Raw genomic sequence first — 23,588 nt, 5'->3', positions numbered from 1 at the left:
GTGCGTGTGGTGGGGGTGGCGGCGGGAAGCCGTTCAGCGAAGCAGACTGCCCTGGAGCTCGGCGCGCAGGTCGGGCGTGAGCACCGCGCCCGCGCGGTCGACCAGGAGGGCCATCTCGTAGCCCACGAGCCCGATGTCGCACTCGGGGTGGGCGAGCACCGCGAGGGACGAGCCGTCCGAGATGGACATGAGGAAGAGGAAGCCGCGCTCCATCTCGACCACCGTCTGTGCCACCCTGCCGCCCTCGAAGATGCGGGACGCACCCGCGGTCAGCGAGGTCAGCCCGGAGGCCACGGCCGCGAGTTGGTCGGCGCGATCACGCGGGAACCCTTCGGACATCGCCAGAAGGAGTCCGTCCGCGGACACGACGACGGTGTGGGACACCCCCGGCGTGTTGTCCACGAAGTTCGTGATCAACCAGTTGAGGTTCTGTGCCGCCTGGCTCATCTGACTCAACTACTGCTCCTGCTGGTGAGTGGGGCTGGGGAAGCTGCCGGTCTGGCCGGTACCGGCCTGGCGACCCTGGGCGATGCCCCGTCGGAGGTTGGTCAGCCGGCCGCGTACGTCGTCAGGCGCACGCGAGACCTGCGGACCGGTGTGGTGCTGTTGCTGCTGGGCCGTGCCCGGCACGAGGTTCGCGCGCGGGACCCGGCGCGGCAGGCCGGAGGTGGTGACGCCGCCCGCGGAGGGCTGCCGTACGCGCTCGGCCGCGCGGCCGATCTCGTCGTTCGGCGAGGTGCGCCAGGCCGCGGGGGCCGGACGCTCGGGTGCGGACGGTTCGGGGGCCGACGGCTCAGGGGCCGCGGGCTGCTGCTGCGGCGCCTGGGCCGCGGAGGTGTCGTTCTGCTGGCCCCGCTCGCCGTGGAACCAGTTGGTCTCCAGCCGGTCGAACAGCGGGGTGCGTCCGTCACCGGCGCTCTGCGCGGGCGGCAGCGCCTCGGGCTGCTGCGACTGCTGCGGGGCCTGCTGCTGGGCCTGCTGCTGGGCCTGCGCGAACTGCCCGGTGGCGGAGGGGTCCTGCTGGTTCCCGTAACCCTGCGCGGCGAACTGGCCGGTACCGGAGGCGTCATGGCCCTGCGCGTCGAACTGCCCCGTGGCGGACGGGTCTCCGTACCCGGGAGCGGCGAACTGCCCCGTACCGGAGCCGTCGTGCCGCTGGGCGGGGTACTGCCCGGTGCCCTGTCCGTGGCCGGGGTTCGCGAACTGCCCGGTGTTCTGGCCCTGTCCGGGAGCCTGGAACTGCCCGGTGTCCTGCCCGTGCTCGGGAACCTGGAACTGGCCGGTGTGCTGTCCATGGCCGGGGGCCTGGAACTGGCCGGTGTCCTGGCCGTGTTCGGGGGTCTGGAACTGCCCGGTGTCCTGCGCCTGACCGGGACCCTGGAACTGGTTCGCGCCCTGACCCTGTTGGGGGGTCTGGAACTGCCCGGTGTCCTGGCCGTGTTCGGGGGCCGCGAACTGTCCGGTGTCCTGCGCGTGGCCGGTGTTCGGGAACTGGCCGCTGTCCTGACCGGGACCCTGGAACCGGCCCGCGCCCCGACCCCGTCCGGGAGCCTGGTACTGACCCGTGTCCTGCCCCTGGCCCGGAGCGGCGAACTGCCCCGTACCGGAGCCGTCGTGCCGCTGCGCGGGGTACTGCCCGGTGTCCTGTCCGTGGCCGGGGTTCGCGAACTGCCCCGTGTCCTGGCCGCGTCCGAGAGCTGGGAACTGCCCGGTCTCCTGGTGCCCGGACGCCGGGAACCGGCCCGTGTCCTGGGCCTGCTGGGCGCCGGGGAACCCGCCCGCCTGGTTGCCCTGCTGCTGCGGGCCGCCGAAGCCGTCCTGGCGCGGGAACTGCCCACCGGCCCCGGGACGCGGGGCGTTGAAGTCCGGTCGCGCGAACTCGGCCGTGGACCCGGGACCTTGACGGTCGTCCTCGATCCGGGGGATCTCCGCGGTGGCACCGGGGCCCTGGTGGTCGTCGATCCGGGGCATCTGCGAGGTCGCGGACAGCGCGTCCGGCTCCTCGTGACCGCGCGGGCCGTCCAGCGCGGCGCGCGGCGCCGGGGGCTGCGCGTTCTCGTCGCTCCAACTCGGCGTGCGCTGCTGCTGGTTGCCGCCGGGCAGTTCGGCGCGCGGACCGCCCCGGCCGGGAAGCTGCGGGCGACGCCTGCCGCCACGGCCTTCCTTGCGCTGCGGCTCCTGCCGTTCCTTGCGCTCCTGCTGCTGCGGCGGTACTGGCGCGCCGTTGTTCGGGAAGGCCTGCGCGGCCTGCAGCCCCTGCGGGGCGCCCGGCGCGGCCTGCTGCTGCCCGAAGGCGTTGTCACCGGCGGCCGGGTTCTGTCGGCCCTGCTGCGGGGACGGGCGTCCGCCCTGCTCGAACAGGGTCGGGGCCTGCGAAGCGGCACCGCCGGCGCCGCCCTGCTGACCGCGGGACCCACCGGGGCCGCCGGGACGGCCGTTCTGGCCGCTGCCGGGCAGCGCGGCGCGCGGACCCTGTCCGGCGCCCACCTGCCCGCGCTGCGGAGCGGCCTTGAGCCCCGGGCCACCGGCCCCGCCGCCCTGCACCTGGCGACGCGCGGCGGCGGCACCCGCGGCGGCGGCACCGGCGGCCGAACCGCCGCTCTGCGGGCCGCCCTGGCCCTGCTTGCCCGCGGGCTTCTTGCCGCCCTGGGCGACATCCACCGGGAGCATGACCAGCGCGGTCGTCCCGCCGGAGTCGGACGGGCGGAGCTGGATACGGATGCCGTGGCGCTGCGAGAGCCGACCGACCACGAAGAGGCCCATGCGGCGGGAGACGGAGACGTCCACCGTGGGCGGCGCGGCGAGCCGCTCGTTGATCTGCGCGAGGTCCTCGGGGGACAGACCGATACCGGTGTCGTGGATCTCGATCAGCACGCGCCCGTCGGGCAGCGCGTGACCGGTGACCTTGACCTTGGTCTGCGGCGAGGAGAACGAGGTCGCGTTCTCCAGCAGCTCGGCGAGGAGGTGCACGAGGTCGTTGACGACGCGGCCCGCGACCTCGGTGGCAGGAACCGCGGCCAGTTCGATGCGCTCGTACTGTTCCACCTCGGACGCGGCGGCACGCAACACGTCGACCAGCGGGACCGGGCGGGTCCAGCGGCGGCCCGGCTCCTCACCGGCGAGGACGAGGAGGTTCTCACCGTTACGGCGCATACGCGTCGCGAGGTGGTCGAGCTTGAACAGCGAGGAGAGCTGGTCGGGGTCGGCCTCGCGGGACTCCAGTTCGGAGATGAGCGAGAGCTGACGCTGGATCAGGCCCTGGGAGCGGCGCGAGAGGTTGGTGAACATCGCGTTGACGTTGCCTCGCAGCAGGGCCTGCTCGGCGGCGAGGCGGACCGCCTCGCGGTGCACGTCGTCGAAGGCCGCGGCCACCTGGCCGATCTCGTCCCGGGAGTGCACACCGACCGACTCCACGGACGTGTCGACGTCCTGCGGGTCGGACTCGGACAGCTCCTTGACGAGCTGGGGCAGGCGGTCCTGGGCGACCTTGGTGGCGGTGTCCTGGAGCCGGCGCAGCGAGCGGATCATGGAGCGGGCCACGACGAAGGCGCCGACGAGCGAGACACCGAGGACGAGCAGGATCAGCGCACCGGAGATGATCGCTTCCTGCTGCGAGGAGTTCTTCAGCTCACGGGCCTTCTGCTCCATCTCCTCCAGGAGCGTGCCCTCGATGCTCTTCATCTGGAGGATCTTGGCCGAGTCGTCGTCGACCCAGTCCTTGTACGAGCGCTTGTTCTGGCCCGAGAAGCCGTTCGACGACTTGAGGACGCGGTCGGCGTACTTGTCGGCCGCCTCGATGGTCGGGCTGCCCTGGTCGATCGGCTTGGTCAGCTCGGCCGCTTCCTCGCCGTAGATGCTGGCGAAGCTGTCGAGGCTGGAGTCCTGGCTCTCCAGGGCGGAGAGGGCGTACTGCCGGTCGTTCTCGGAGAGCTTGCCCTCCGTGCTGTTGTTCGCGGGCAGCGCCGCCGCGATGACCGCGCGCTGCATCGACGCGTACTCCTTGGCGGTGGAGAACGCCGCCAGGGAACGGGTGCGCTGGATCATCTCGGGGTTGCTGGTCGCCTGCGCCATGTCCTGGGACAGGCTGAGCAACTGCGTGATCAGCCGGTGGTACGCCTCGACCGTCTGCGCGGAGTTCTTCGGGTCCTTGTAGGCGTTGGCGCGGATGGTGCTGAGGTTGTTCAGCTCGCCCGCGATACCGACGACGCTGTCGCGGACGCCGGAGAGCTGACCTGCCTCGGCGGCGTCACCGATCTCGCCGGTGCCCTGGATGAAGACGGAGCGCGCGCGGTCGGTCTTCTCGCGGGCGCCCTTGACCGTGTAGTCGTTCGAGGTGGCGCCGTGGGCGAGCGGGCCCGCGGTCTGGTCGCGCTCCTCCTGGAGCGCCGCGGCGAGCTGGGTGGCCTGGCGGGTCATGTCCGTCAGCAGCTTCATGCTCTCGAGCTGCTGGATCTGGTCCATGTTCTCGCTGATGCGCATCCCACCGAGCGTGGTCGCCGCGACCACGGGGAGTGCGAGCAGGGAGACCAGACGCGTGGAGATGCGCCAGTTGCGCAGGGCCATGCGCGAGCCCGTGGAGCCGGGCTGCGCAGAGGGCGTCGGCTCGGGGGCGTCCACCGCCTTCACGTCGGGGCGGTCGGCGCCCGCACCGGCCGGTGCGGGGCCCGGGCTCTGGCCGTGCTGGGGCGAGGAACCACGGTCGGTCCCCCCGTGCGGCTCCGGCTCCCCCGAAGCACTGCCATCCCTCTTGAAACGTCCCTGCACTAGCGTCGCAACCTCTGGACCAGGCGCCCCTCCGCGAGCGGCGGGACGGTGTCGGCGTCGTAGGGGGCGCCCTGAATGCGCCCCCCGGGTGGTCGTGAGTGACCGGCGCTGGGTCCCCCTCCCGCCGCTGCCCGGCGCTGCGTCGCGCCTCATGCTTCGCCGGTGCGGTCCCCGCGGCGGTCCCGCGAATTCCAGCACAGTGGCGGATCTCCAACAAGGCCAACCGGCATGCCGGTGGAGACCGTGACGCCACGTGAGGAGCGGATCACGAGGGGTGCAAAGTGATCTTGTATATAACGGACGTATGCCCACGATCTATTGGGGCCTGTCGGGTGTCCCAGTCGCCATGATCGGCAGCGGAATGCGGGCTTCGGGTAAGTAATGTCCGATTCGTCGAGGTCAATTGACCGTCTGAATTGACCCATTTGCCCATTGCCTCGTGAGCAAACTCACATGAAGATCATGCCGCCATCATGACTTCGACGGGAATTGCATGTTTAGCCTGGCGCTTTACAGGGATGCCGAATCCGACAAACCCCGCGCCCCGGCGACGGCCCTGAGGTCGCCCGGCGCCCGTGACGACAAGGTCGACGACAACAGTGAAGACCACGATGATGCTCCGCAAGACAGCCAACCCGCGGCGGACGACGCTGGCGCATCTGGCCGACGCCGCCGAGCTGGAGACGCGGGTGGTCCCGGAACACTCCGTCGACCTTCCCACGCAGACGGCCAACCCCAAGCGCACGATCCTCATGGAGATCCCCGCCCAGCGCGCCGCGGCGGAGTAACGCCCCCGGCGTCCGTCGCTCGTGCGCGGGGCGGCGGCCCCCCGCCGCGTTAGCCTGGAGCGTCAGACTCCAGCCAGCTCAGTGAGGGGCCGCGATCCCGTGCGCATCGCCAGATTCTCCATCGACGGGAACGTCGCCTTCGGCGCGGTCGAGGGCGACAAGCCGGACGAACTCGTCCTCGACATCATCAAGGGCATCCCGTTCGCGGACTTCGAACTCTCCGGTACGAAGGTGCCGTTGAGCAAGGTCCGGCTGCTGCCGCCGGTGCTCCCCAACAAGGTCGTGGCCTTCGGCCGCAACTACGCGGAGCACGCCCGGGAACTGGGCAACGAGGTGCCCGAGGCCCCGTTCGCCTTCTTCAAGCCGTCCACCTCCGTGATCGGCTCCGGCGACGAGATCGCCTATCCCTCCTTCTCCCAGGAACTGCACCACGAGGCCGAACTGGCTGTGGTGATCGGCCGGATGTGCCGCGAGGTCCCGCGCGAGCGCGTCAAGGACGTCATCCTCGGCTACACCTGCGCCAACGACGTGACCGCGCGCGACGTCCAGCGGCGTGAGAAGCAGTGGGCGCGGGCCAAGGGCTTCGACACCTCCTGCCCGCTCGGCCCCTGGGTGGAGACCGACCTCGACCCGAGCGACCTCACCATCCAGCTCACCGTCAACGGCGAGCAGCGCCAGCTCGGTCGTACCAGCGAGATGATCCACCCGATCGAGGACCTGATCGTGAACATCTCCGAGGCCATGACGCTGCTCCCCGGCGACGTGATCCTCACCGGCACCCCCGCGGGGGTCGGCCCCCTCAACGTCGGCGACACCGTCGCCGTCACCATCGAAGGCATCGGCACTCTCACCAACAAGGTGATCAAGCGTGGCTAACGCGAACGTCCGCGTCCGTTTCTGTCCGTCCCCGACCGGCAACCCCCATGTGGGCCTGGTCCGCACCGCCCTGTTCAACTGGGCGTTCGCCCGCCACACCGGCGGCACGTACGTCTTCCGTATCGAGGACACGGACGTGGCCCGCGACTCGGAGGAGTCCTACCTCCAGCTCCTGGACTCGCTGCGCTGGCTGGGCTTCGACTGGGACGAGGGCCCCGAGGTCGGCGGCCCCCACATGCCCTACCGCCAGTCCCAGCGGATGGACATCTACCAGGACGTCGCCCGCAAGCTCCTGGACGGCGGCTACGCCTACCACTGCTACTGCACGACGGAAGAGCTGGACGCCCGCCGCGACGCCGCCCGCGCCGCCGGCAAGCCCTCCGGCTATGACGGCCACTGCCGCGAGCTGAGCGCCGAGCAGGTCGCGGCCTACGAGGCCGAGGGCCGTACGTCCATCGTCCGCTTCCGGATGCCCGACGAGACGATCACCTTCACGGACCTGGTCCGCGGCGAGCTGACGTTCACCCCGGAGAACGTGCCGGACTACGGGATCGTGCGCGCCAACGGCGCGCCCCTGTACACGCTCGTGAACCCGGTCGACGACGCGATGATGGAGATCACCCACGTCCTGCGCGGCGAGGACCTGCTCTCCTCCACCCCCCGCCAGATCGCCCTCTACAAGGCGCTGATCGAGCTGGGCATCGCGAAGGACGTCCCGCAGTTCGGACACCTGCCCTACGTGATGGGCGAGGGCAACAAGAAGCTCTCCAAGCGCGACCCGCAGTCGGCGCTCAACCTCTACCGCGAGCGCGGCTTCCTGCCCGAGGGTCTGCTCAACTACCTCTCCCTGCTGGGCTGGTCGCTCGCGGCCGACCGCGACATCTTCGGCATCGAGGAGATGGTCGCCGCCTTCGACATCGCGGACGTGAACCCCAACCCGGCCCGTTTCGACCTGAAGAAGGCCGAGTCGATCAACGCCGACCACATCCGTCTGCTCGACGTGAAGGACTTCACCGAGCGCTGCCGGCCGTGGCTGAGCGCCCCGCACGCGACCTGGGCGCCCGAGGACTTCGACGAGGCGAAGTGGGAGGCGATCGCCCCGCACGCGCAGACCCGCCTCAAGGTCCTGTCCGAGATCACCGACAACGTCGACTTCCTGTTCCTGCCGGAGCCGGTGTCCGACGAGGCGTCCTGGACGAAGGCCATGAAGGAGGGCAGCGACGCGCTGCTCCGCACGGCCAGGGAGAAGCTCCAGGCGGCCGACTGGACGTCCCCGGAGTCCCTGAAGGAGGCCGTCCTGGCCGCCGGTGAGGCCCACGGCCTCAAGCTCGGCAAGGCGCAGGCCCCGGTCCGCGTCGCCGTCACCGGCCGTACGGTCGGCCTGCCGCTCTTCGAGTCCCTCCAGGTCCTCGGCCAGGAGAAGACGCTGGCCAGGATCGACGCGGCGCTGGCGAAGCTGGCCGCCTGACCCGTCCGTACGCGAGGGGCGGCATCCGGGACCACCGGGTGCCGCCCCTCGCGTCGTACCGCCGTATCCCCGCGATCGGCAGACGCGCCCACCGCCCGCGCGTTACGGTCGGACCATGAGCATCAGCGCCGTGGTCTGGGACGTGGACGACACGCTCTTCGACTACACCACCGCGGACCGCGCGGGCATGCATCGCCATCTCGTCGTCGAGGGCCTGCTCGACCGGTACGGGAGCGTGGAGCGGGCGCTGACCCTGTGGCGGGAGATCACCGACCAGCAGTGGGCCCGGTTCGCCGCCGGGGAGGCCGACTTCGAGACGCAGCGCCGTGACCGCGTACGGGTCTTCCTGGGCGAGGAGCTGACCGACACCGGGGCCGACGCCTGGTACCAGCGCTACAAGACCCACTACGAGGCCGCCTGGGCCCTCTTCCCCGACGTCCTGCCCGCCCTGGACACCCTCGCCGCCAGCCACCGGCACGCGGTGCTCTCCAACTCCAGCATCCACGTCCAGGAGTACAAGCTGCGGGCGCTCGGCATCCTCGATCGCTTCGAGGCCGTGGTGTGCGCCGCGGAGCTGGGCGTCTCCAAGCCGGAGCCCCAGGCCTTCCACGCCGTCTGCGCGGCCCTGGAACTCGCCCCGCACCAGGTCGCCTACGTCGGCGACCACCCGGAGATCGACGGGCGCGGCGCCGCCGAGGCCGGGCTGCTCTCCGTGTGGATCGACCGCGACGGACTGCCCGCGCGCGCCGACGCGCCGGGCGGACCGCGCCGGATCAGCTCCCTCGCCGAACTCCCCGCCGTGCTCGCGGCCGATACTCGTTTTGGAGCGTCGTCCACCATCGGGTAATGTTCTTCCTGCGCCGAGGGGAACGGGCCGAAAGGCCGGAAACCGGAAGCGCGAACTAGAACAAAATCCCCTCAGGGGCTTGCGTTCCAGTGGCCTATGGTGTAATTGGCAGCACGACTGATTCTGGTTCAGTTAGTCTTGGTTCGAGTCCAGGTAGGCCAGCTCGCAGAGCTTATCTGCACCGCGGATGTCATCCGCAAAGCCCCCGTTGTGTAGCGGCCTAGCACGCTGCCCTCTCAAGGCAGTAGCGCCGGTTCGAATCCGGTCGGGGGTACAGATCCTTCCCGCGAGGACAGTTTCGGGTAGCTCCCGCTGTCATTCGATGCAGGATCGCTAGGGCCCCCGTTGTGTAGCGGCCTAGCACGCCGCCCTCTCAAGGCGGTAGCGCCGGTTCGAATCCGGTCGGGGGTACGGTTGGTCTAAACCACATTGGTCTATGGTGTAATTGGCAGCACGACTGATTCTGGTTCAGTTAGTCTTGGTTCGAGTCCAGGTAGACCAGCTCGGATCTGCGGAAACGCAAGATCCACGCCCCCGTTGTGTAGCGGCCTAGCACGCCGCCCTCTCAAGGCGGTAGCGCCGGTTCGAATCCGGTCGGGGGTACATCAAGCCCGTAGGGCCTCCACTTCGGTGGGGGCCCTACGGCGTTTCCCGGCCCGTACCGCCGCCCTCTTCGAAGCCGTACCGCCGCGCCGACTCCTCCTCCTGCGCCAGCCGGTGCAGCGCCTGCAGCATCGGCTCCACGAGGACCGCCCCGAGCACCGCCGCCTCGACCTTCTCCGTCTCCGACGGGTACGTCTCCACCGCGTCCAGATCGAGGACGGCCGCCTGGTGCATCAACTGCGCATAGGCCACCAGGAGTTCGCTGTCCCAGTCGTAGCCGAGCCGTCGGAACGCGGCCACCGCCACCACCAGCGAACGGTAGGCGGGGGAGAGCGTCACCACGGCCTGCGCGTTCGACCAGCCCAACGTCTCCAGCAGGTCGTTCACCTCGCGGCGCGCGGTCTGTACGGACGCGTCCTCCGCGTCCGGCTCGGGCACCTGCGGCAACGCCCACAGGGCCGCGCCCATCCGGATCGTCCGGCCGAGGGAGTCGTCGTCGACGTGCCGGAGCACCTCCCTGACCGTGGCCACCGGCACCCGGCCGACCTGGATCATCGCCCGCACCAGCCGCAGCCGCCGCAGATGCTCCTCGTCGTACTCCGCGGTCGTCGCGTTGCGCTGCCGGCCGGGCGCCAACAGCCCTTCGCGCAGGTAGTACTTGATCGTCGCGGTGGACACCCCGCTGCGCTCGCTCAACTCGGCCAGCCGCATCTCTTGTGCCCTTCCTGGGGAAGCGGGACCATCCAAGCATCGCCCAGACGAGATAGTGCCACTATCCGAGTGATCGGGGGGCCGTGATGTTCGCGAAGCCGGTACCGGGCCGCACCACCGCAGCCGCCGAAGGCGAGGTGGTGGTCCTGCTGATCGGGATGCGCATCAACCACTTCTGGGCGGTGCACCAGTGGCTCCCGGTCATGCTGTCGATGTTCCGCATGCTGGGAGAACTTGCCCGCGATCGCAGCCGGGGACTGCTCGGGCACGTCCTGCTCACCGCCTCGCCCCGCTCGTACCACGTGGTCCAGTACTGGGAGTCCAAGGAGAAGCTCTACGCCTACGCCGCCGCTGCGGACGCCCTCCATCACCGGGTGTGGGGGATCGTCAACCGCAAGGAGCGGGCGGGCAAGCTCCATCGGCACGTGGGACTGTGGCACGAGGCCTATGTGGTGCCCGAGGGCTCGTACGAATCGATCTACTTCGACATGCCGCCCGCCGGGCTCGCGGCGGCCACGGGCACGCTGCCCGTGGAGAGCCGGGGCCGCCGGGCGGCGGACCGGTTCGCGCACCGCTCGTCCGGTGCGCGGGGCAAGGCCGACCGACAGGGGAGTCGGGGGGAGAGCGGGGAAGGCGCGCCGCGGCGTTGAGGCGGGCCCTCCCCGGTGACGGGTGCGGGTGCGGGTGCTGGTCAGCCGGAGCGGCGCAGCGCCTCCGAGAGGCGGACGGCGGCGTCGATGACCGCCTGGGCGTGCATGCGGCCCGGGTGGCGCGTCAGGCGCTCGATCGGGCCCGAGACGGACACCGCGGCCACCACGCGGTTCGAGGGGCCGCGTACGGGGGCGGAGACGGAGGCGACACCCGGCTCGCGCTCCCCGATGGACTGGGCCCAGCCGCGGCGCCGTACGCCCGACAGGGCCGTCGCCGTGAAGCGGGCGCCCTGGAGGCCGCGGTGCAGCCGCTCGGGCTCCTCCCAGGCCAGCAGGATCTGCGCCGAGGAGCCCGCCTTCATCGTGAGCGTGGAGCCCACCGGGACCGTGTCCCGCAGGCCCGAGAGGCGCTCCGCGGCGGCGACGCAGATGCGCATGTCCCCCTGGCGCCGATAGAGCTGGGCGCTCTCGCCCGTGACATCGCGGAGGTGGGTCAGCACCGGGCCCGCCGTGGCCAGCAGGCGGTCCTCGCCCGCCGCCGCGGCCAGCTCGGCCAGCCGGGGGCCGAGGATGAACCGGCCCTGCATGTCGCGCGCCACCAGGCGGTGGTGTTCCAGTGCCACGGCGAGACGGTGAGCCGTGGGTCGTGCCAGTCCGGTGGCACCGACCAGACCCGCGAGGGTGGCCGGACCGGACTCCAGAGCGCTCAGGACAAGGGCTGCCTTGTCCAGAACGCCGACGCCGCTACTGTTGTCCATGCAACGATACTCCCGTCTCACTCTGTGAAACGCAAGTTCAATTTTCCGTGGAACCCGCCACTCTGGAAGTCACAGCGGCCCGTGCACGAGCGGGCCCGGCGGCGGGCGCCCGGAACGGGGTGAGGGAGCCGCTTCCTCAAGATCTCTAGTTGGGCCGGCGCCCCTCGTTCGCGTCCGGCCGAAGGGAAAGCGATGGGTAGGACACTCGCGGAGAAGGTCTGGGACGACCATGTCGTCCGGCGCGCCGAGGGCGAGCCCGACCTCCTCTACATCGATCTGCATCTGCTGCACGAGGTGACCAGCCCGCAGGCCTTCGACGGGCTGCGCAAGAGCGGTCGCCAGGTGCGCCGCCTCGACCTCACCATCGCGACCGAGGACCACAACACCCCCACCCTCGACATCGACAAGCCCATCGCGGACCCGGTCTCCCGCGCCCAACTGGAGACCCTGCGCAAGAACTGCGCCGAGTTCGGTGTACGGCTGCACCCGCTGGGCGATGTCGAGCAGGGCGTCGTGCACGTGGTCGGCCCGCAGCTCGGCCTGACCCAGCCGGGCACCACCGTCGTCTGCGGCGACTCCCACACCTCCACGCACGGCGCCTTCGGCGCGCTGGCGTTCGGCATCGGCACCTCCCAGGTCGAGCATGTCCTGGCCACCCAGACGCTGCCGATGGTCCGCCCGAAGACCATGGCCGTCACGGTCGACGGCGAACTGCCCGAGGGCGTCACGGCCAAGGACCTGATCCTGGCGATCATCGCGAAGATCGGCACCGGCGGCGGCCAGGGCTACATCCTGGAGTACCGCGGCTCCGCCATCGAGAAGCTCTCGATGGAGGCCCGGATGACCATCTGCAACATGTCGATCGAGGCCGGCGCCCGCGCGGGCATGATCGCCCCGGACGACACCACCTTCGCGTATCTCAAGGACCGTCCGCACGCCCCCCAGGGCGCCGACTGGGACGCCGCGGTGGCGTACTGGAAGACCCTGCGCACCGACGACGACGCGGAGTTCGACGCCGAGGTCCGCATCGACGCCGCCGCACTCGCCCCGTTCGTCACCTGGGGCACCAACCCCGGCCAGGGCGCGCCGCTTTCGAGCACCGTGCCCGACCCCGCCTCGTACGCGGACGCCTCGGAGCGACTGGCCGCCGAAAAGGCCCTGGAGTACATGGGGTTGGAGGCCGGGCAGCCGCTCGACTCCATCGGTGTGGACACCGTCTTCGTGGGGTCCTGCACCAACGGCCGTATCGAGGACCTGCGGGCCGTCGCCGCGATCCTCAAGGACCGCAAAGTCGCCGACGGCGTACGGATGCTGGTCGTCCCGGGCTCCGCGCGCGTCGGTCTCCAGGCCGCCGCCGAGGGCCTGGACGTCGTCTTCAAGGAGGCCGGCGCCGAGTGGCGCTACGCGGGCTGCTCGATGTGCCTGGGCATGAACCCCGACCAGTTGGCCCCCGGTGAGCGCTCCGCGTCCACCTCCAACCGCAACTTCGAGGGCCGGCAGGGCAAGGGCGGCCGGACGCATCTGGTGTCGCCGCAGGTCGCCGCCGCCACCGCCGTCCTCGGTCATCTGGCCTCCCCGGCCGACCTGTCCGACGCCCGTACGCCCGCCGCAGTCTGAGAGCGCAGAGAGTCATGGAAGCATTCACCACGCACACCGGCCGGGCCGTCCCGCTGCGCCGCGGCAACGTCGACACCGACCAGATCATCCCGGCCCACTGGCTCAAGAAGGTGACCAGGGACGGCTTCGAGGACGGGCTGTTCGAGGCCTGGCGCAAGGACCCGGAGTTCGTGCTCAACCGCCCCGAGCGGCAGGGCGCCACGGTCCTGGTCGCGGGCCCCGACTTCGGCACCGGCTCCTCCCGGGAGCACGCCGTCTGGGCGCTGCAGAACTACGGCTTCAAGACGGTGATCTCCTCCCGCTTCGCCGACATCTTCCGCGGCAACTCGCTGAAGAACGGGCTCCTCACGGTCGTCCTGGACCAGCAGACCGTGGACGCCCTGTGGGAACTGGTCGAGCGGGACCCCGCGGCCGAGATCACGGTCGACCTCGTGGAGCGCGAGGTGCGCGCCGAGGGCATCACCGCCGCCTTCGAGTTGGACGAGAACTCCCGCTGGCGACTGCTGAACGGCCTCGACGACATCTCCCTCACCCTCCGCGACGAGGACGACATCGCCGCGTACGAGGCGGAGCGCCCCACTTACAAGCCGAGCACCCAGCAGGTCTGACCCCGGTCCGCAAGAGCGGGTTTCGGCCATCGCAACACCTCTTCTGTACCCCCAATCGTGGACGGTTGGGGGTACAGCCGTATCCGCTTCCGGACGGGTCGAGCAGGCCGCCCTCCAAGCCCCAACTCGCTTGTTTGCCATGGTCATTGAGGGGTAGCGGCGCCGTACGCGGGACGGTGCGCACGGGTGTGCCAGAGGCCCCGGCGCGGCGGCAGTTGCCCCCAGCGCAGGCGACAACTCGCCCCAGATGGCACAATCTGTGCATGGACAACGACGGCCAACTCGAGCTCTATACGGCGGTCGCGGCCCAACTCAAGGAAGCGCACGCAAGAGTGCGCGCACTGCAAGTCCCGGAGGGCGTACGGATGGCGCTGAACCGGAAGCTGCTGGTCATTACGGCCGCGGCCAAGCGCGATCTTGCCCAAGCGGCCCGGCGTCTCGAGCGGTTCATGACCGCCCTCGACGAGGAGCGAATCCCCGAAGAGGAACTCTGAGGCGGCCGAGTCCGTTGCGGCACAAGGGTGATTAGCCCGTTTCGTGTTTGATTTGCGGTATATATCTGCCTAACGTGCGAAAAAGCTTGAACACTTTCGTTCTGGTGATGTCTCCGAAGGGGAAGACGTGAACAAGGCGCAGCTTGTAGAAGCGATTGCCGACAAGATGGGCGGCCGTCAGCCGGCCGCCGATGCTGTCGACGCGGTCCTGGACGCCATCGTCCGCGCGGTCGTCGGAGGCGACCGGGTTTCGGTCACGGGCTTCGGTTCGTTCGAGAAGGTCGACCGGCCGGCCCGTTACGCCCGTAACCCCCAGACAGGTGAGCGGGTGCGGGTCAAGAAGACCTCGGTGCCGCGCTTCCGCGCGGGCCAGGGATTCAAGGACCTGGTGAGCGGCTCGAAGAAGCTTCCGCGGGGCGGCGAGGTCGCCGTCAAGAAGGCCCCCAAGGGCAGCCTGACCGGCGGTGCCGCGGCCACGGTCAAGAAGGCGGCGGCGAAGAAGACGACTGCCAAGAAGGCCGCGGCGAAGAAGACCACCGCGAAGAAGGCGGCGGCGAAGAAGACGACTGCCAAGAAGGCGGCGGCGAAGAAGACCACCGCGAAGAAGGCGGCGGCCAAGAAGACCACCGCCAAGAAGGCCACCACCAAGAAGGCGGCGGCGAAGAAGGCTCCGGCGAAGAAGGCCCCCGCCAAGAAGTCCACGGCGCGCAAGACCACCGCCAAGAAGGCCACCGCCCGCCGTTGAGCGGGGCGTAGGGGCACTCACGCGCCGGGCCGGGCTCTCCCCGCAGGAGCCCGGCCCGCGGTCTGTCCGAGCACGGACCGGCCCGAGGGGGCGTGGGAGCAGAGGGGCGCGGGGCTCGAAGGGGCGGGCTCAGAAGGTGTGCAGGGTCACGAGCGTGATGTGCCGGGCCGTGCCCTCGCCTTCGACCTCGATCCGCACCCGCTGCCCCGGGCGCAGCAGCCTCAGCTCGCCCGCGTCGAACGCGGGCGCGTCGAAGGGCAGGGGGGTGCCGTCGTCGAGCAGCACCTGGCCGGTGCGGGTCTCGGGGTCGTAGGTGTACGCGGTCGCCTGCATGGCGAAAGCCTATCGACAGGCCCGCCGGTCCTCTCGTGCCGTATCAGCCGCCGGGCCGCCCGAGGGCGACCCGGGGATGAGCAGTCGCGCGGCCATCGCCGCCGTGCGGGGGCCGACGCCCAGGGCCAGCGCCGCGCGCAGATCGTCGCCGGTGTCCACGTCCTGGCGTACGGAGTCCACGGTGTCCAGGGCGAGTTCCCGGGCTCCCGAGGCGCGGTGCCGCATGCGGGAATCCGCGCCGAAAGCGGGCCGCAATTCCCGGCCCGGGGTCGCGGCCAGCAGGGTTGTACCGATTCCCGCGGCATCCGGCAGAAATGCGCGGGGGAATTCGGCGGCGGCGTCGAGGACGCGCGCCAACTCCTCGGGGCGCAGCGCTGGGAGATCGGCGTTGAGGGCCGCCACGGCGCCTTCCGGGCGCGATTGCCGTACGGTCGTCGCCGCATGCGCGAGAGCGGCGTTCAGGCCTCCCGCCGGCTCGTCCGAGACGATCCGGGCGCCGAGGGTCGCGAGCTCCCGTCCGGCGCGCGGGTCGCCCGTGACGACCGCCACATCACGCACGGCCGCGCAGGCGAGCACGGCGGCCACCGTGTCCTGCGCGAAGGCCAGGGCCAGGCCCGGTCGCACGCCGTCCGCCGCGGTGTCCGAGAGCCTGCTCTTGGCCTTCCCCAAGGCCTTCAGGGGTACGACCACAGTCCACTGCACGTGCGCTCCGTCCCAGTCTTGTCGCGTCCATTGTCACCCGGGCCGTCGTACGCGATCCCCGTGACCCACCCGGTGGGCCTTGCGCCGGGGCGTACGGTGTTCTCGACAGACAGGCGGCGTGGGGCCACACTTGTGCGCCCCCAGCCCCCGTGCCGGGCCCGTGCCGGGTCCCTAGAGGAAGGTGTCCGCGTGCCCCGCCGCAGAATCGGCTTCTGGTACCGCTTCGCAGCGGTCCTCTGCAAACCGCCGCTGGTGGTTCTGCTCAAGCGGGACTGGCGCGGAATGGAGAACATTCCGGCCGACGGCGGATTTATCACCGTGGTGAACCACAATTCCCATGTGGATCCCTTCGCCTACGCGCACTATCAGTACAACACCGGGCGTGTTCCGCGATTCCTCGCGAAGAGCGGTCTATTCAAGAAGGGATTCATCGGTGCCGCCATGCGCGGCACCGGTCAGATCCCCGTCTACCGCGAGAGCACGGACGCGCTCAGCGCCTTCCGGGCCGCCATCGACGCCGTGGGGCGCGGCGAGTGCGTCGCCTTCTACCCCGAGGGCACGCTCACGCGCGACCCGGACGGCTGGCCGATGACGGGCAAGACGGGCGCCGCCCGCGTCGCCCTGCGGACCAAGTGCCCGGTGATCCCGGTCGCCCAGTGGGGCGCCAACGAACTCCTGCCGCCGTACTCCAAGAAGCCCCACCTCCTGCCGCGCAAGACACACCACGTGCTCGCGGGCCCGCCCGTGGACCTCACGCGCTTCTACGACCGGGAGATGACCCCCGAGCTGCTGAAGGAGGCGACGGAGGTCATCATGGCGGCGATCACCCGCCACCTGGAGGAGATCCGCGGCGAGAAGGCGCCCGAGAAGCGGTACGACCCGCGTGCGGTGCGCATCGAGCAGCGTCGGCGCAGCGCCGAACTGGACAAGGCACGGCAGAAAGAGGAGCAGGGGCAGTGAACAAGCCGGTCAAGGCGGCCGTGTTCGGCACGGGATCGTGGGGGACGGCCTTCGGCATGGTCCTCGCCGACGCCGGATGCGAGGTCACCTTGTGGGCCCGCCGCCCCGGGCTCGTCGAAGCGGTCAACTCCACCCGTACGAACCCGGACTACCTGCCGGGCGTCGAACTCCCCGGGAATCTGCGGGCCACCACGGATCCCGCCGAGGCCGCGCGCGACGCCGACTTCGCGATACTCGCGATCCCCTCGCAGACCTTGCGCGGGAACCTCGCGGAGTGGGCGCCGCTGCTGGCGCCCGAGACGATCCTCGTCTCTTTGATGAAGGGCGTCGAACTCGGCTCCGCCATGCGGATGAGCGAGGTCATCGAGGACGTCGCCAAGGTCGGCCCGGAGCGCGTCGCCGTCGTCACCGGGCCCAACCTGGCGCGTGAGGTCGCTACCCGGATGCCGGCCGCCGCCGTGGTCGCCTGCACCGACGAATCCGTCGCGCGGCGGCTCCAGGCCGCTTGCCACACACCGTACTTCCGCCCGTACACCAACACCGATGTCGTCGGCTGCGAACTCGGCGGCGCGGTCAAGAACGTCATCGGTCTCGCGGTCGGTATCGCGGACGGCATGGGGCTCGGCGACAACGCCAAGGGCTCGCTCATCACGCGCGGACTCGCCGAGACCACCCGGCTCGGACTCGCCATGGGAGCCGACCCGCTGACCTTCTCCGGACTCGCGGGCCTCGGCGACCTGGTGGCCACCTGCTCCTCGCCGCTGTCGCGCAACCACACCTTCGGCACCAACCTCGGCAAGGGCATGACCCTCCAGGAGACCATCGCGGTGACCAAGCAGACCGCGGAGGGCGTCAAGTCCTGCGAGTCCGTGCTGGATCTGGCCCGTCGGCACGGCGTCGACATGCCCATCACGGAGACGGTCGTCGGCATCGTCCACGAGGGCAAGTCGCCGGTGGACGCGCTCAAGGAGCTGATGTCGCGCAGCGCGAAGCCGGAACGGCGCTGACCGTCCGCCCGCGCGGGCACGCTGCCGAGAGGCGACCGACCGCCCCTCGGCAGCGGCCCGTACCCGCCGCTCACCCGCGTGCCCGCCGTCGCTGTCTCGCGCTTCTACCACCGGGTACGCTCAACGCGATATGAGCACCGAGAACCTCCCCCAGAACCCCGAGCAGCCGCCTCGCAAGCCGCGCGTCGCCGTCGTCTTCGGCGGTCGCAGCTCCGAGCACGGGATCTCCACGGTCACCGCCGGCGCCGTGCTGCGTGCCATCGACCGGACCACGTACGACGTCCTGCCGATCGGCATCACCCAGGAGGGCCGTTGGGCGCTCACCGCCGACGACCCGGAGCGCATGGCGATCACCGACCGCCGTACGCCCACCGTCGAGAGCCTCGCGGAGTCGCAGGAGGGCGGCGTGGTCCTCCCCGTCGACCCCTCGAACCGCGAAGTCGTCTACAGCGAGCCCGGATCGGTGCCCAAGGCGCTGGGCGAGGTCGACGTGGTCTTCCCGGTGCTGCACGGCCCGTACGGCGAGGACGGCACGCTGCAGGGTCTCCTGGAGCTGTCCGGTGTCCCGTACGTGGGCTCGGGTGTGCTCGCCTCGGCCGTCGGCCAGGACAAGGAGTACATGAAGCGGGTGTTCACCTCCTTCGGGCTCAAGGTCGGCCCGTACGTGGTGATCCGGCCGCGCGAGTGGGAGCGCGACGAGTCCGCGGCGCGCAAGAGGATCGTCGACTTCGCGGGCGAGCACGGCTGGCCGCTGTTCGTGAAGCCCGCGCGCGCGGGTTCGTCGATCGGCATCACGAAGGTCGACGACCTCGCGGGCCTCGACGAGGCGATCGAGGAGGCGCGGCGGCACGACCCGAAGTTCCTCGTGGAGGCCGCGGTGCGCGGTCGCGAGATCGAGTGCGGCGTCCTGGAGTTCGAGGAGGGGCCGCGCGCTTCGCTGCCCGCCGAGATCCCGCCGCCGGACACGCACGCGTACTACGACTTCGAGGCCAAGTACATCGACTCCACGCCCGGCATCGTGCCCGCGCCGCTGACCGACGAGCAGACCGCCGAGGTGCGCCGGCTCGCGGTGGCGGCGTTCGACGCCGCGTCCTGCGAGGGTCTGGTGCGCGCGGACTTCTTCCTCGACGACGAAGGGGAGTTCGTGATCAACGAGATCAACACGATGCCCGGCTTCACGCCGATCTCGATGTACCCGAAGATGTGGGAGGCGACCGGGATCGGCTACGGCGAGCTGGTGGACCGCCTGATCCAGGCGGCGCTGCGGCGGTCGACGGGGCTGCGCTAGCGACTTCGTCCCGTGACGGCCCAGGAACCGTGACGGCTCAGAGCCCTGATGACTCAGGACCCGTGACGACTCAGGAGGCGATCCCCTTGGGGATCGCCTTCTTCACGGCGGGGGCCAGATCGACGAGGGGCGCCATGCCCTCGTCCGTACGGGCCTTGGGCACGGTCACCTCGACATAGGCCTTGCGCAGCGTCGTGGTGAAGCGGACCGAGTCGTCGTCCCGCTTCTGCATGAGCCAGCCGACACCGTTCACTTCGACGCCGTCCGCCTCCGGATCGTTCATCTCCGCAGGCCGCGTCACCCCGCAGCGCAGTATGATCGCCGGGCTTCCCCAGCCCGCCGTGAGCGCGGAGCGGGGCTCGGGATCGTTCCGGTCGAGGCCGTTCACCTTCCGCGGCAGCACCTTGTCCAGGTTCTGGCACAGCTCCGTGACCTTCGCGTCCGGGCTGGGAACCGCGGCCGAGGGCCTGCCGTCACTTGAGGAACAGCCCGTCACGGTGATCAGCAGGGCGAGAACGGGCAGACCGAGCGACCGGTGGCGGATGGAGTTCACCGGCCAAGCGTAGACGGGGGCTACAGGTGCACGACCGGGCAGGTCAGGGTGCGGGTGATGCCGTCCACTTGCTGGACTCTGGCGACCACCATGCGACCCAGTTCATCGACGGTGTCGGCCTGGGCGCGCACGATGACGTCGTAGGGACCCGTCACGTCCTCGGCCTGGACGACCCCGGGGATCGAGCTGATCGTCTCGGCGACGGCCGATGCCTTGCCGACCTCGGTCTGGATCAGGATGTACGCCTGTACCACGGAACCTCCAGGGCGGCCACGGGGATCATGGGGGGAGAAGGGACGCCACGGTATCGCGTCGCCGCTCCCCGCGGGGAGACCCGGGGGAACTGTGGCGCAAGCGCCGGGGAGCACCGGCGGCACAAGGGGACGGTCGACCCGCCCGCAGTGAGGGTCGGACCGGGAACGACGACGCCGGCTCGCGACCGGGCGCGACAGGCAAGAGAAGGGGACGTACGACGATGAAGGGCACCGTGGGCGAGCTGGGCGAGTTCGGGCTCATCAGGGAGCTGACCTCGCGGCTCACCACCACCCCGGCGGTCCGGCTCGGCCCCGGCGACGACGCCGCGGTGGTGGCCGCGCCCGACCGCAGGGTGGTGGCGAGCACCGACATCCTCGTGGAGGGCCGGCACTTCCGCCGGGACTGGTCCACGGCGTACGACGTCGGACGCAAGGCAGCCGCGCAGAACCTCGCGGACATCGCCGCGATGGGAGCCGTGCCGACCGCGCTGCTGCTCGGTCTCGTCGTCCCGGCCGAACTGCCCGCCGCCTGGGCCACGGAGCTGATGGACGGCCTGCGCGACGAGTGCCAGGTCGCGGGGGCGGCCGTGGTCGGGGGAGACGTCGTGGGCGGCGACACGATCATGGTCTCGATCACCGCGCTCGGTGATCTGCGCAACCACGAGCCCGTCACCCGGGGCGGCGCCCAGCCCGGCGATGTGGTCGCCGTCACCGGCTGGCTCGGCTGGTCCGCGGCCGGGCACGCGGTGCTCTCCCGCGGCTTCCGCTCGCCGCGCGCGTTCGTCGAGGCGCATCGGCGCCCCGAGCCGCCGTACCACGCGGGTCCGGCCGCCGCCGGGCTCGGCGCGACCGCGATGTGCGACGTCAGCGACGGGCTCATCGCGGACCTCGGGCACATCGCGGAGGCGAGCAAGGTGCGGATCGACATCCGCTCCGGCGCCATCGACATCCCGTCCCAGATGAACGACATCGGGCAGGCCGTGGGTGTCGACCCGGTGCAGTGGGTGCTCACGGGCGGGGAGGACCACGCGATCGTGGCGACCTTCCCGCCGGACGTGAAGCTGCCCGCGCGCTGGAAGGTGATCGGCGAGGTGCTCAACCCGTCGGCGCTGCCCCAGGTGACGGTCGACGGGGCGCCGTGGACCAGCAAGGGGGGCTGGGATCACTTCGGGGACATCGAGTCGTAGGACGTCGGTGTCGTGGGACCGGTGGCGCTGCGGGTGGCGGCGTCCCCGGTCCTGGGTCTTGTGCGGGGACAGCAAAAAGCCGGCCCACGGTGTCGTGGACCGGCTCTGTGCAGCGGAACCAGCGGTGGCCGCGCGCTGAACGTCAGCGCGAGACCTTGCCGGCCTTGATGCACGAGGTGCAAGCGTTCACGCGCTTCGGCGTCCCGCCCACCACGGTACGCACACGCTGGATGTTCGGGTTCCAGCGACGAGGCGTACGGCGGTGCGAGTGCGAGATGTTGTTGCCGAAGCCCGGCCCCTTGCCGCAGACGTCGCAGTTGGCAGCCACGGGTCACTCCAAAGACTTCAGATGCACTTACGGTTGATCCCGGCATGCCGGGATCAAGATCACAGGATCTGAGTGGCGGTGCCAGGGGGAAGGCCCGGTCAGGAGATCGGGCAACTGGAGCAGCATACAAGGCTGCGTCCGTAGAACGAAACTACCATGGTCGCCCCGGGCCTCGCTCCCACCCCCGGTGCCGCTGCCACCAGGCCTTTCGTGGGGTTGCGCGCTCGGCCCTCTTCCGGCGCGGGCCGGTGCTGGGTCTACGCTGCCTGACACGTCCAGCAGTTCGAGGAGGCGCAGGTGGCGCAGGTGCCGCAGCCATTGGATGCTCTCGCGGTGCGCGCCTGGTGCACACTCGCGCTCCAGGCGCTGGGGCGGGCTCGCGAGGAGATCGACGCGATCAACGTCTACCCCGTGGCGGACGGCGACACCGGTACCAACCTCTATCTGACCCTGGAGTCGGCCACCGCGGCCGTCGAGGCGGTCTTCGCCGGGTACGAGGCGGGCGCCGCGGTCGACGCGCCGCGGCCGACGCTCGCCGGCACGATCCAGGCCATGGCGCACGGCGCGCTCATCGGGGCGCGCGGGAACTCCGGGACGATCCTCGCCCAGTTGCTGCGCGGCATGGCCGAGGTGCTCGCCGCCGACGACGAGAGCGCCCGCGGTGACGCGCGGATGCTGCGCCTCGCCCTGCGACAGGCGGCCGACTCCGCGCGACAGGCCGTCGCGCACCCCGTGGAGGGCACCGTCCTCAGCGTCGCCTCGGCCGCCGCCGACGCGCTCACCGGCGCCGAGGGCGACTGCGGCGACGTGGCGCGAGCGGCGTACGAAGGGGCGCGGGCCGCGCTCATGGCGACCCCCGGTCAGCTCGCGGCCCTGAAGCGGGCCGGTGTGGTCGACGCCGGGGGTCGGGGGCTGGTGGAGGTGCTCGCGGCCCTGGTGGAGACCCTCACGGGGGAGGCGCCGATGCCGCCGCGGGGAACCCACGCGCGCGTGGAGAGCGATCCCCCGGACACCAGCACGGACACCCGCACGGACACCTGCGAGGACCTCTGCGCGGACGAGAGCGGCCCCGCGTACGAGGTGATCTACCTCCTGGAGGCCGACGACGCGGCGGTGGCCCGGCTGCGGGAGCGGCTCGACGCGCTCGGGGACTCGCTCGTCGTGGTCGGCGGGGACGGGCTGTGGAACGTCCATGTGCACGTCGACGACGCGGGTGCCGCCGTGGAGGCGGGCGTCGAGGCCGGGCGGCCGTACCGGATCCGGATCACGCACTTCGCCGCCGAGGACGTGCACACCGGGGCCGCCGGACGCCCGCCGCGCGAGCGCGCGCAGCGCGCCGTGGTCGCGGTGGTGCCGGGGGAGGGGCTGGCCGGGCTGTACGAGGAGGCCGGGGCGACCACCGTGCTCGCGCGGGCCGGGGAGCCGCCCGCCAGCGGGGAGTTGGTGGCGGCGCTGCGGCGCGCGCACGCGCGCGAGGTGGTGCTGCTGCCGAACGACGCGGACCTGCGCCACACCGCGGCGGCGGCGGCCGAGCAGGCGCGCGCGGAGGGCGTCCGCGTGGCACTGATCCCGACCCGGTCCGCGGTGCAGGGCATCGCGGCGCTGGCCGTGCACGAACCGGAACGGCGCTTCGACGAGGACGTGGTGGCGATGACGTCGGCGGCGGGCGCGACGCGGTACGCCGAGGTCGCGATCGCCGAACGGCAGGCCTGGACCATGGCCGGCATCTGCCAGGCCGGTGACGTCCTCGGCCTGGTCGACGGCGATGTCGCGGTCATCGGCTCGGACATCACGGCGACGGCCGAGACCGTACTCGACCGCATGCTCGCCGCGGGCGGCGAGATGGTCACCCTGGTGCTCGGCGACGAGGCGCCCGCATCGGTGGCGGCGCGTCTTCAGGCCCGGGTGCGCGAGGCGTACCTGGCGGTCGACACCGTGGTCTACGACGGCGGCCGACAGGGGCCGCTGCTGCTCATCGGCGTGGAGTGACAGCGCCTTTGACCTGCGGGTTCGCGGGGCGTCTACGGCATTGTCGGTGCCGTGGTGT

General features: G+C 71.0%; 23 protein-coding genes and 5 tRNA genes. 19 read left to right on the top strand and 9 right to left on the bottom strand.

Annotated elements, in window-relative coordinates:
* Positions 1 to 33: 33 nt before the first annotated feature.
* Both NGF19_RS18960 and NGF19_RS18955 read right to left on the bottom strand, forming a co-directional pair.
* On the bottom strand, positions 34 to 447 hold the full coding sequence (locus tag NGF19_RS18960; RefSeq protein WP_252426177.1) for a roadblock/LC7 domain-containing protein: 414 nt from the start codon (positions 445 to 447) through the stop codon (positions 34 to 36).
* 9 nt (positions 448 to 456) lie between these two features.
* Positions 457 to 4,764, bottom strand: coding sequence for a sensor histidine kinase (locus NGF19_RS18955; protein ID WP_252426161.1), 4,308 nt, complete (start codon positions 4,762 to 4,764; stop codon positions 457 to 459).
* A gap of 599 nt (positions 4,765 to 5,363) precedes the next feature.
* Here NGF19_RS18955 and NGF19_RS18950 point away from each other — a divergent pair.
* From NGF19_RS18950 to NGF19_RS18910, 9 genes are all read left to right on the top strand, one after another.
* The gene (locus NGF19_RS18950) at positions 5,364 to 5,552 is read left to right on the top strand and encodes a hypothetical protein (protein ID WP_252426159.1); all 189 of its coding nucleotides are present in this window, start codon (positions 5,364 to 5,366) and stop codon (positions 5,550 to 5,552) included.
* Positions 5,553 to 5,651: 99 nt separating this feature from the next.
* On the top strand, positions 5,652 to 6,428 hold the full coding sequence (locus NGF19_RS18945; protein ID WP_252426157.1) for a fumarylacetoacetate hydrolase family protein: 777 nt from the start codon (positions 5,652 to 5,654) through the stop codon (positions 6,426 to 6,428).
* Complete coding sequence (gene gltX, locus NGF19_RS18940) at positions 6,421 to 7,896, top strand: glutamate--tRNA ligase (RefSeq protein ID WP_252426155.1); 1,476 nt, start codon at positions 6,421 to 6,423, stop codon at positions 7,894 to 7,896. Before NGF19_RS18945 ends, gltX begins: the two co-directional genes overlap by 8 nt.
* A gap of 115 nt (positions 7,897 to 8,011) precedes the next feature.
* Complete coding sequence (locus NGF19_RS18935; RefSeq protein ID WP_252426153.1) at positions 8,012 to 8,743, top strand: HAD family hydrolase; 732 nt, start codon at positions 8,012 to 8,014, stop codon at positions 8,741 to 8,743.
* Between the two features lie 90 nt (positions 8,744 to 8,833).
* Positions 8,834 to 8,905 (top strand) — tRNA-Gln (locus NGF19_RS18930).
* A gap of 39 nt (positions 8,906 to 8,944) precedes the next feature.
* Positions 8,945 to 9,017 (top strand) — tRNA-Glu (locus tag NGF19_RS18925).
* Between the two features lie 64 nt (positions 9,018 to 9,081).
* Positions 9,082 to 9,154, top strand: a tRNA-Glu gene (locus NGF19_RS18920).
* 19 nt (positions 9,155 to 9,173) lie between these two features.
* Positions 9,174 to 9,245 (top strand) — tRNA-Gln (locus tag NGF19_RS18915).
* Positions 9,246 to 9,273: 28 nt separating this feature from the next.
* Positions 9,274 to 9,346 (top strand) — tRNA-Glu (locus NGF19_RS18910).
* 36 nt (positions 9,347 to 9,382) lie between these two features.
* Here the strand turns inward: NGF19_RS18910 and NGF19_RS18905 are convergent.
* Positions 9,383 to 10,057 (bottom strand): MerR family transcriptional regulator, encoded by a 675-nt coding sequence (locus NGF19_RS18905; protein WP_252426151.1) that lies wholly within the window; start codon positions 10,055 to 10,057, stop codon positions 9,383 to 9,385.
* 86 nt (positions 10,058 to 10,143) lie between these two features.
* On the opposite strand from NGF19_RS18905, the gene NGF19_RS18900 reads away from it, so the two are divergent.
* The gene (locus NGF19_RS18900; protein ID WP_252426149.1) at positions 10,144 to 10,707 is read left to right on the top strand and encodes a DUF4188 domain-containing protein; all 564 of its coding nucleotides are present in this window, start codon (positions 10,144 to 10,146) and stop codon (positions 10,705 to 10,707) included.
* A gap of 41 nt (positions 10,708 to 10,748) precedes the next feature.
* On the opposite strand, the gene ndgR is transcribed toward NGF19_RS18900, so the two are convergent.
* A complete protein-coding gene (ndgR, locus tag NGF19_RS18895; RefSeq protein WP_252426147.1) occupies positions 10,749 to 11,465 on the bottom strand; it encodes an IclR family transcriptional regulator NdgR in 717 nt (238 codons plus the stop codon).
* Positions 11,466 to 11,657: 192 nt separating this feature from the next.
* Here ndgR and leuC point away from each other — a divergent pair, with 192 nt between their 5' ends.
* The 4 genes from leuC (at position 11,658) to NGF19_RS18875 (ending at position 14,929) form a co-directional block, all read left to right on the top strand.
* A complete protein-coding gene (gene leuC, locus NGF19_RS18890) occupies positions 11,658 to 13,082 on the top strand; it encodes a 3-isopropylmalate dehydratase large subunit (protein ID WP_252426145.1) in 1,425 nt (474 codons plus the stop codon).
* A 14-nt stretch (positions 13,083 to 13,096) separates the two neighbouring features.
* Entirely contained in the window at positions 13,097 to 13,690 is a 594-nt protein-coding gene (leuD, locus tag NGF19_RS18885; RefSeq protein WP_252426144.1) for a 3-isopropylmalate dehydratase small subunit, read from the top strand.
* 263 nt (positions 13,691 to 13,953) lie between these two features.
* Complete coding sequence (locus NGF19_RS18880; protein ID WP_252426143.1) at positions 13,954 to 14,184, top strand: SCO5555 family protein; 231 nt, start codon at positions 13,954 to 13,956, stop codon at positions 14,182 to 14,184.
* A 127-nt stretch (positions 14,185 to 14,311) separates the two neighbouring features.
* A complete protein-coding gene (locus NGF19_RS18875; RefSeq protein WP_252426142.1) occupies positions 14,312 to 14,929 on the top strand; it encodes an HU family DNA-binding protein in 618 nt (205 codons plus the stop codon).
* A 129-nt stretch (positions 14,930 to 15,058) separates the two neighbouring features.
* On the opposite strand, the gene NGF19_RS18870 is transcribed toward NGF19_RS18875, so the two are convergent.
* A complete protein-coding gene (locus NGF19_RS18870) occupies positions 15,059 to 15,262 on the bottom strand; it encodes a hypothetical protein (RefSeq protein WP_252426141.1) in 204 nt (67 codons plus the stop codon).
* 9 nt (positions 15,263 to 15,271) lie between these two features.
* The gene (gene cofC / locus NGF19_RS18865; RefSeq protein ID WP_252426139.1) at positions 15,272 to 15,964 is read right to left on the bottom strand and encodes a 2-phospho-L-lactate guanylyltransferase; all 693 of its coding nucleotides are present in this window, start codon (positions 15,962 to 15,964) and stop codon (positions 15,272 to 15,274) included.
* 189 nt (positions 15,965 to 16,153) lie between these two features.
* Between cofC and NGF19_RS18860 the strand changes: the two genes are divergently transcribed.
* From NGF19_RS18860 to NGF19_RS18850, 3 genes are all read left to right on the top strand, one after another.
* Positions 16,154 to 16,924, top strand: a complete 771-nt coding sequence (locus NGF19_RS18860; RefSeq protein WP_252426138.1) for a lysophospholipid acyltransferase family protein — start codon at positions 16,154 to 16,156, stop codon at positions 16,922 to 16,924.
* A complete protein-coding gene (locus NGF19_RS18855) occupies positions 16,921 to 17,931 on the top strand; it encodes an NAD(P)H-dependent glycerol-3-phosphate dehydrogenase (RefSeq protein WP_252426137.1) in 1,011 nt (336 codons plus the stop codon). The genes NGF19_RS18860 and NGF19_RS18855 overlap by 4 nt, the downstream gene beginning before the upstream one ends.
* A 130-nt stretch (positions 17,932 to 18,061) precedes the next feature.
* A complete protein-coding gene (locus tag NGF19_RS18850; RefSeq protein WP_252426136.1) occupies positions 18,062 to 19,219 on the top strand; it encodes a D-alanine--D-alanine ligase family protein in 1,158 nt (385 codons plus the stop codon).
* Positions 19,220 to 19,289: 70 nt separating this feature from the next.
* On the opposite strand, the gene NGF19_RS18845 is transcribed toward NGF19_RS18850, so the two are convergent.
* Together NGF19_RS18845 and NGF19_RS18840 are read right to left on the bottom strand one after the other, a co-directional pair.
* Positions 19,290 to 19,772 carry a DUF3515 domain-containing protein gene (locus NGF19_RS18845; protein WP_252426135.1) on the bottom strand — a complete coding sequence of 161 codons (483 nt, stop codon included), beginning with the start codon at positions 19,770 to 19,772 and terminating at the stop codon, positions 19,290 to 19,292.
* Positions 19,773 to 19,792: 20 nt separating this feature from the next.
* A complete protein-coding gene (locus NGF19_RS18840) occupies positions 19,793 to 20,026 on the bottom strand; it encodes an Lrp/AsnC family transcriptional regulator (RefSeq protein ID WP_252426134.1) in 234 nt (77 codons plus the stop codon).
* Between the two features lie 221 nt (positions 20,027 to 20,247).
* On the opposite strand from NGF19_RS18840, the gene NGF19_RS18835 reads away from it, so the two are divergent.
* Positions 20,248 to 21,213 (top strand): thiamine-phosphate kinase, encoded by a 966-nt coding sequence (locus NGF19_RS18835; RefSeq protein WP_252426133.1) that lies wholly within the window; start codon positions 20,248 to 20,250, stop codon positions 21,211 to 21,213.
* A gap of 142 nt (positions 21,214 to 21,355) precedes the next feature.
* Here NGF19_RS18835 and rpmB read toward each other — a convergent pair whose 3' ends face one another.
* On the bottom strand, positions 21,356 to 21,541 hold the full coding sequence (rpmB, locus tag NGF19_RS18830; RefSeq protein ID WP_004924906.1) for a 50S ribosomal protein L28: 186 nt from the start codon (positions 21,539 to 21,541) through the stop codon (positions 21,356 to 21,358).
* 297 nt (positions 21,542 to 21,838) lie between these two features.
* On the opposite strand from rpmB, the gene NGF19_RS18825 reads away from it, so the two are divergent.
* Positions 21,839 to 23,530: a DAK2 domain-containing protein gene (locus NGF19_RS18825; protein WP_252426132.1), complete on the top strand. Its 1,692-nt coding sequence runs from the start codon at positions 21,839 to 21,841 to the stop codon at positions 23,528 to 23,530.
* The last annotated feature ends 58 nt before the right edge of the window (positions 23,531 to 23,588 follow it).

The sequence above is a fragment of the Streptomyces macrolidinus genome (assembly GCF_023887685.1).
GTDB classification, from domain to species: Bacteria; Actinomycetota; Actinomycetes; order Streptomycetales; family Streptomycetaceae; genus Streptomyces; species Streptomyces macrolidinus.
Note: the sequence above shows the minus strand (reverse complement) of the source record. Positions and strands in the feature narration are given on the sequence as shown.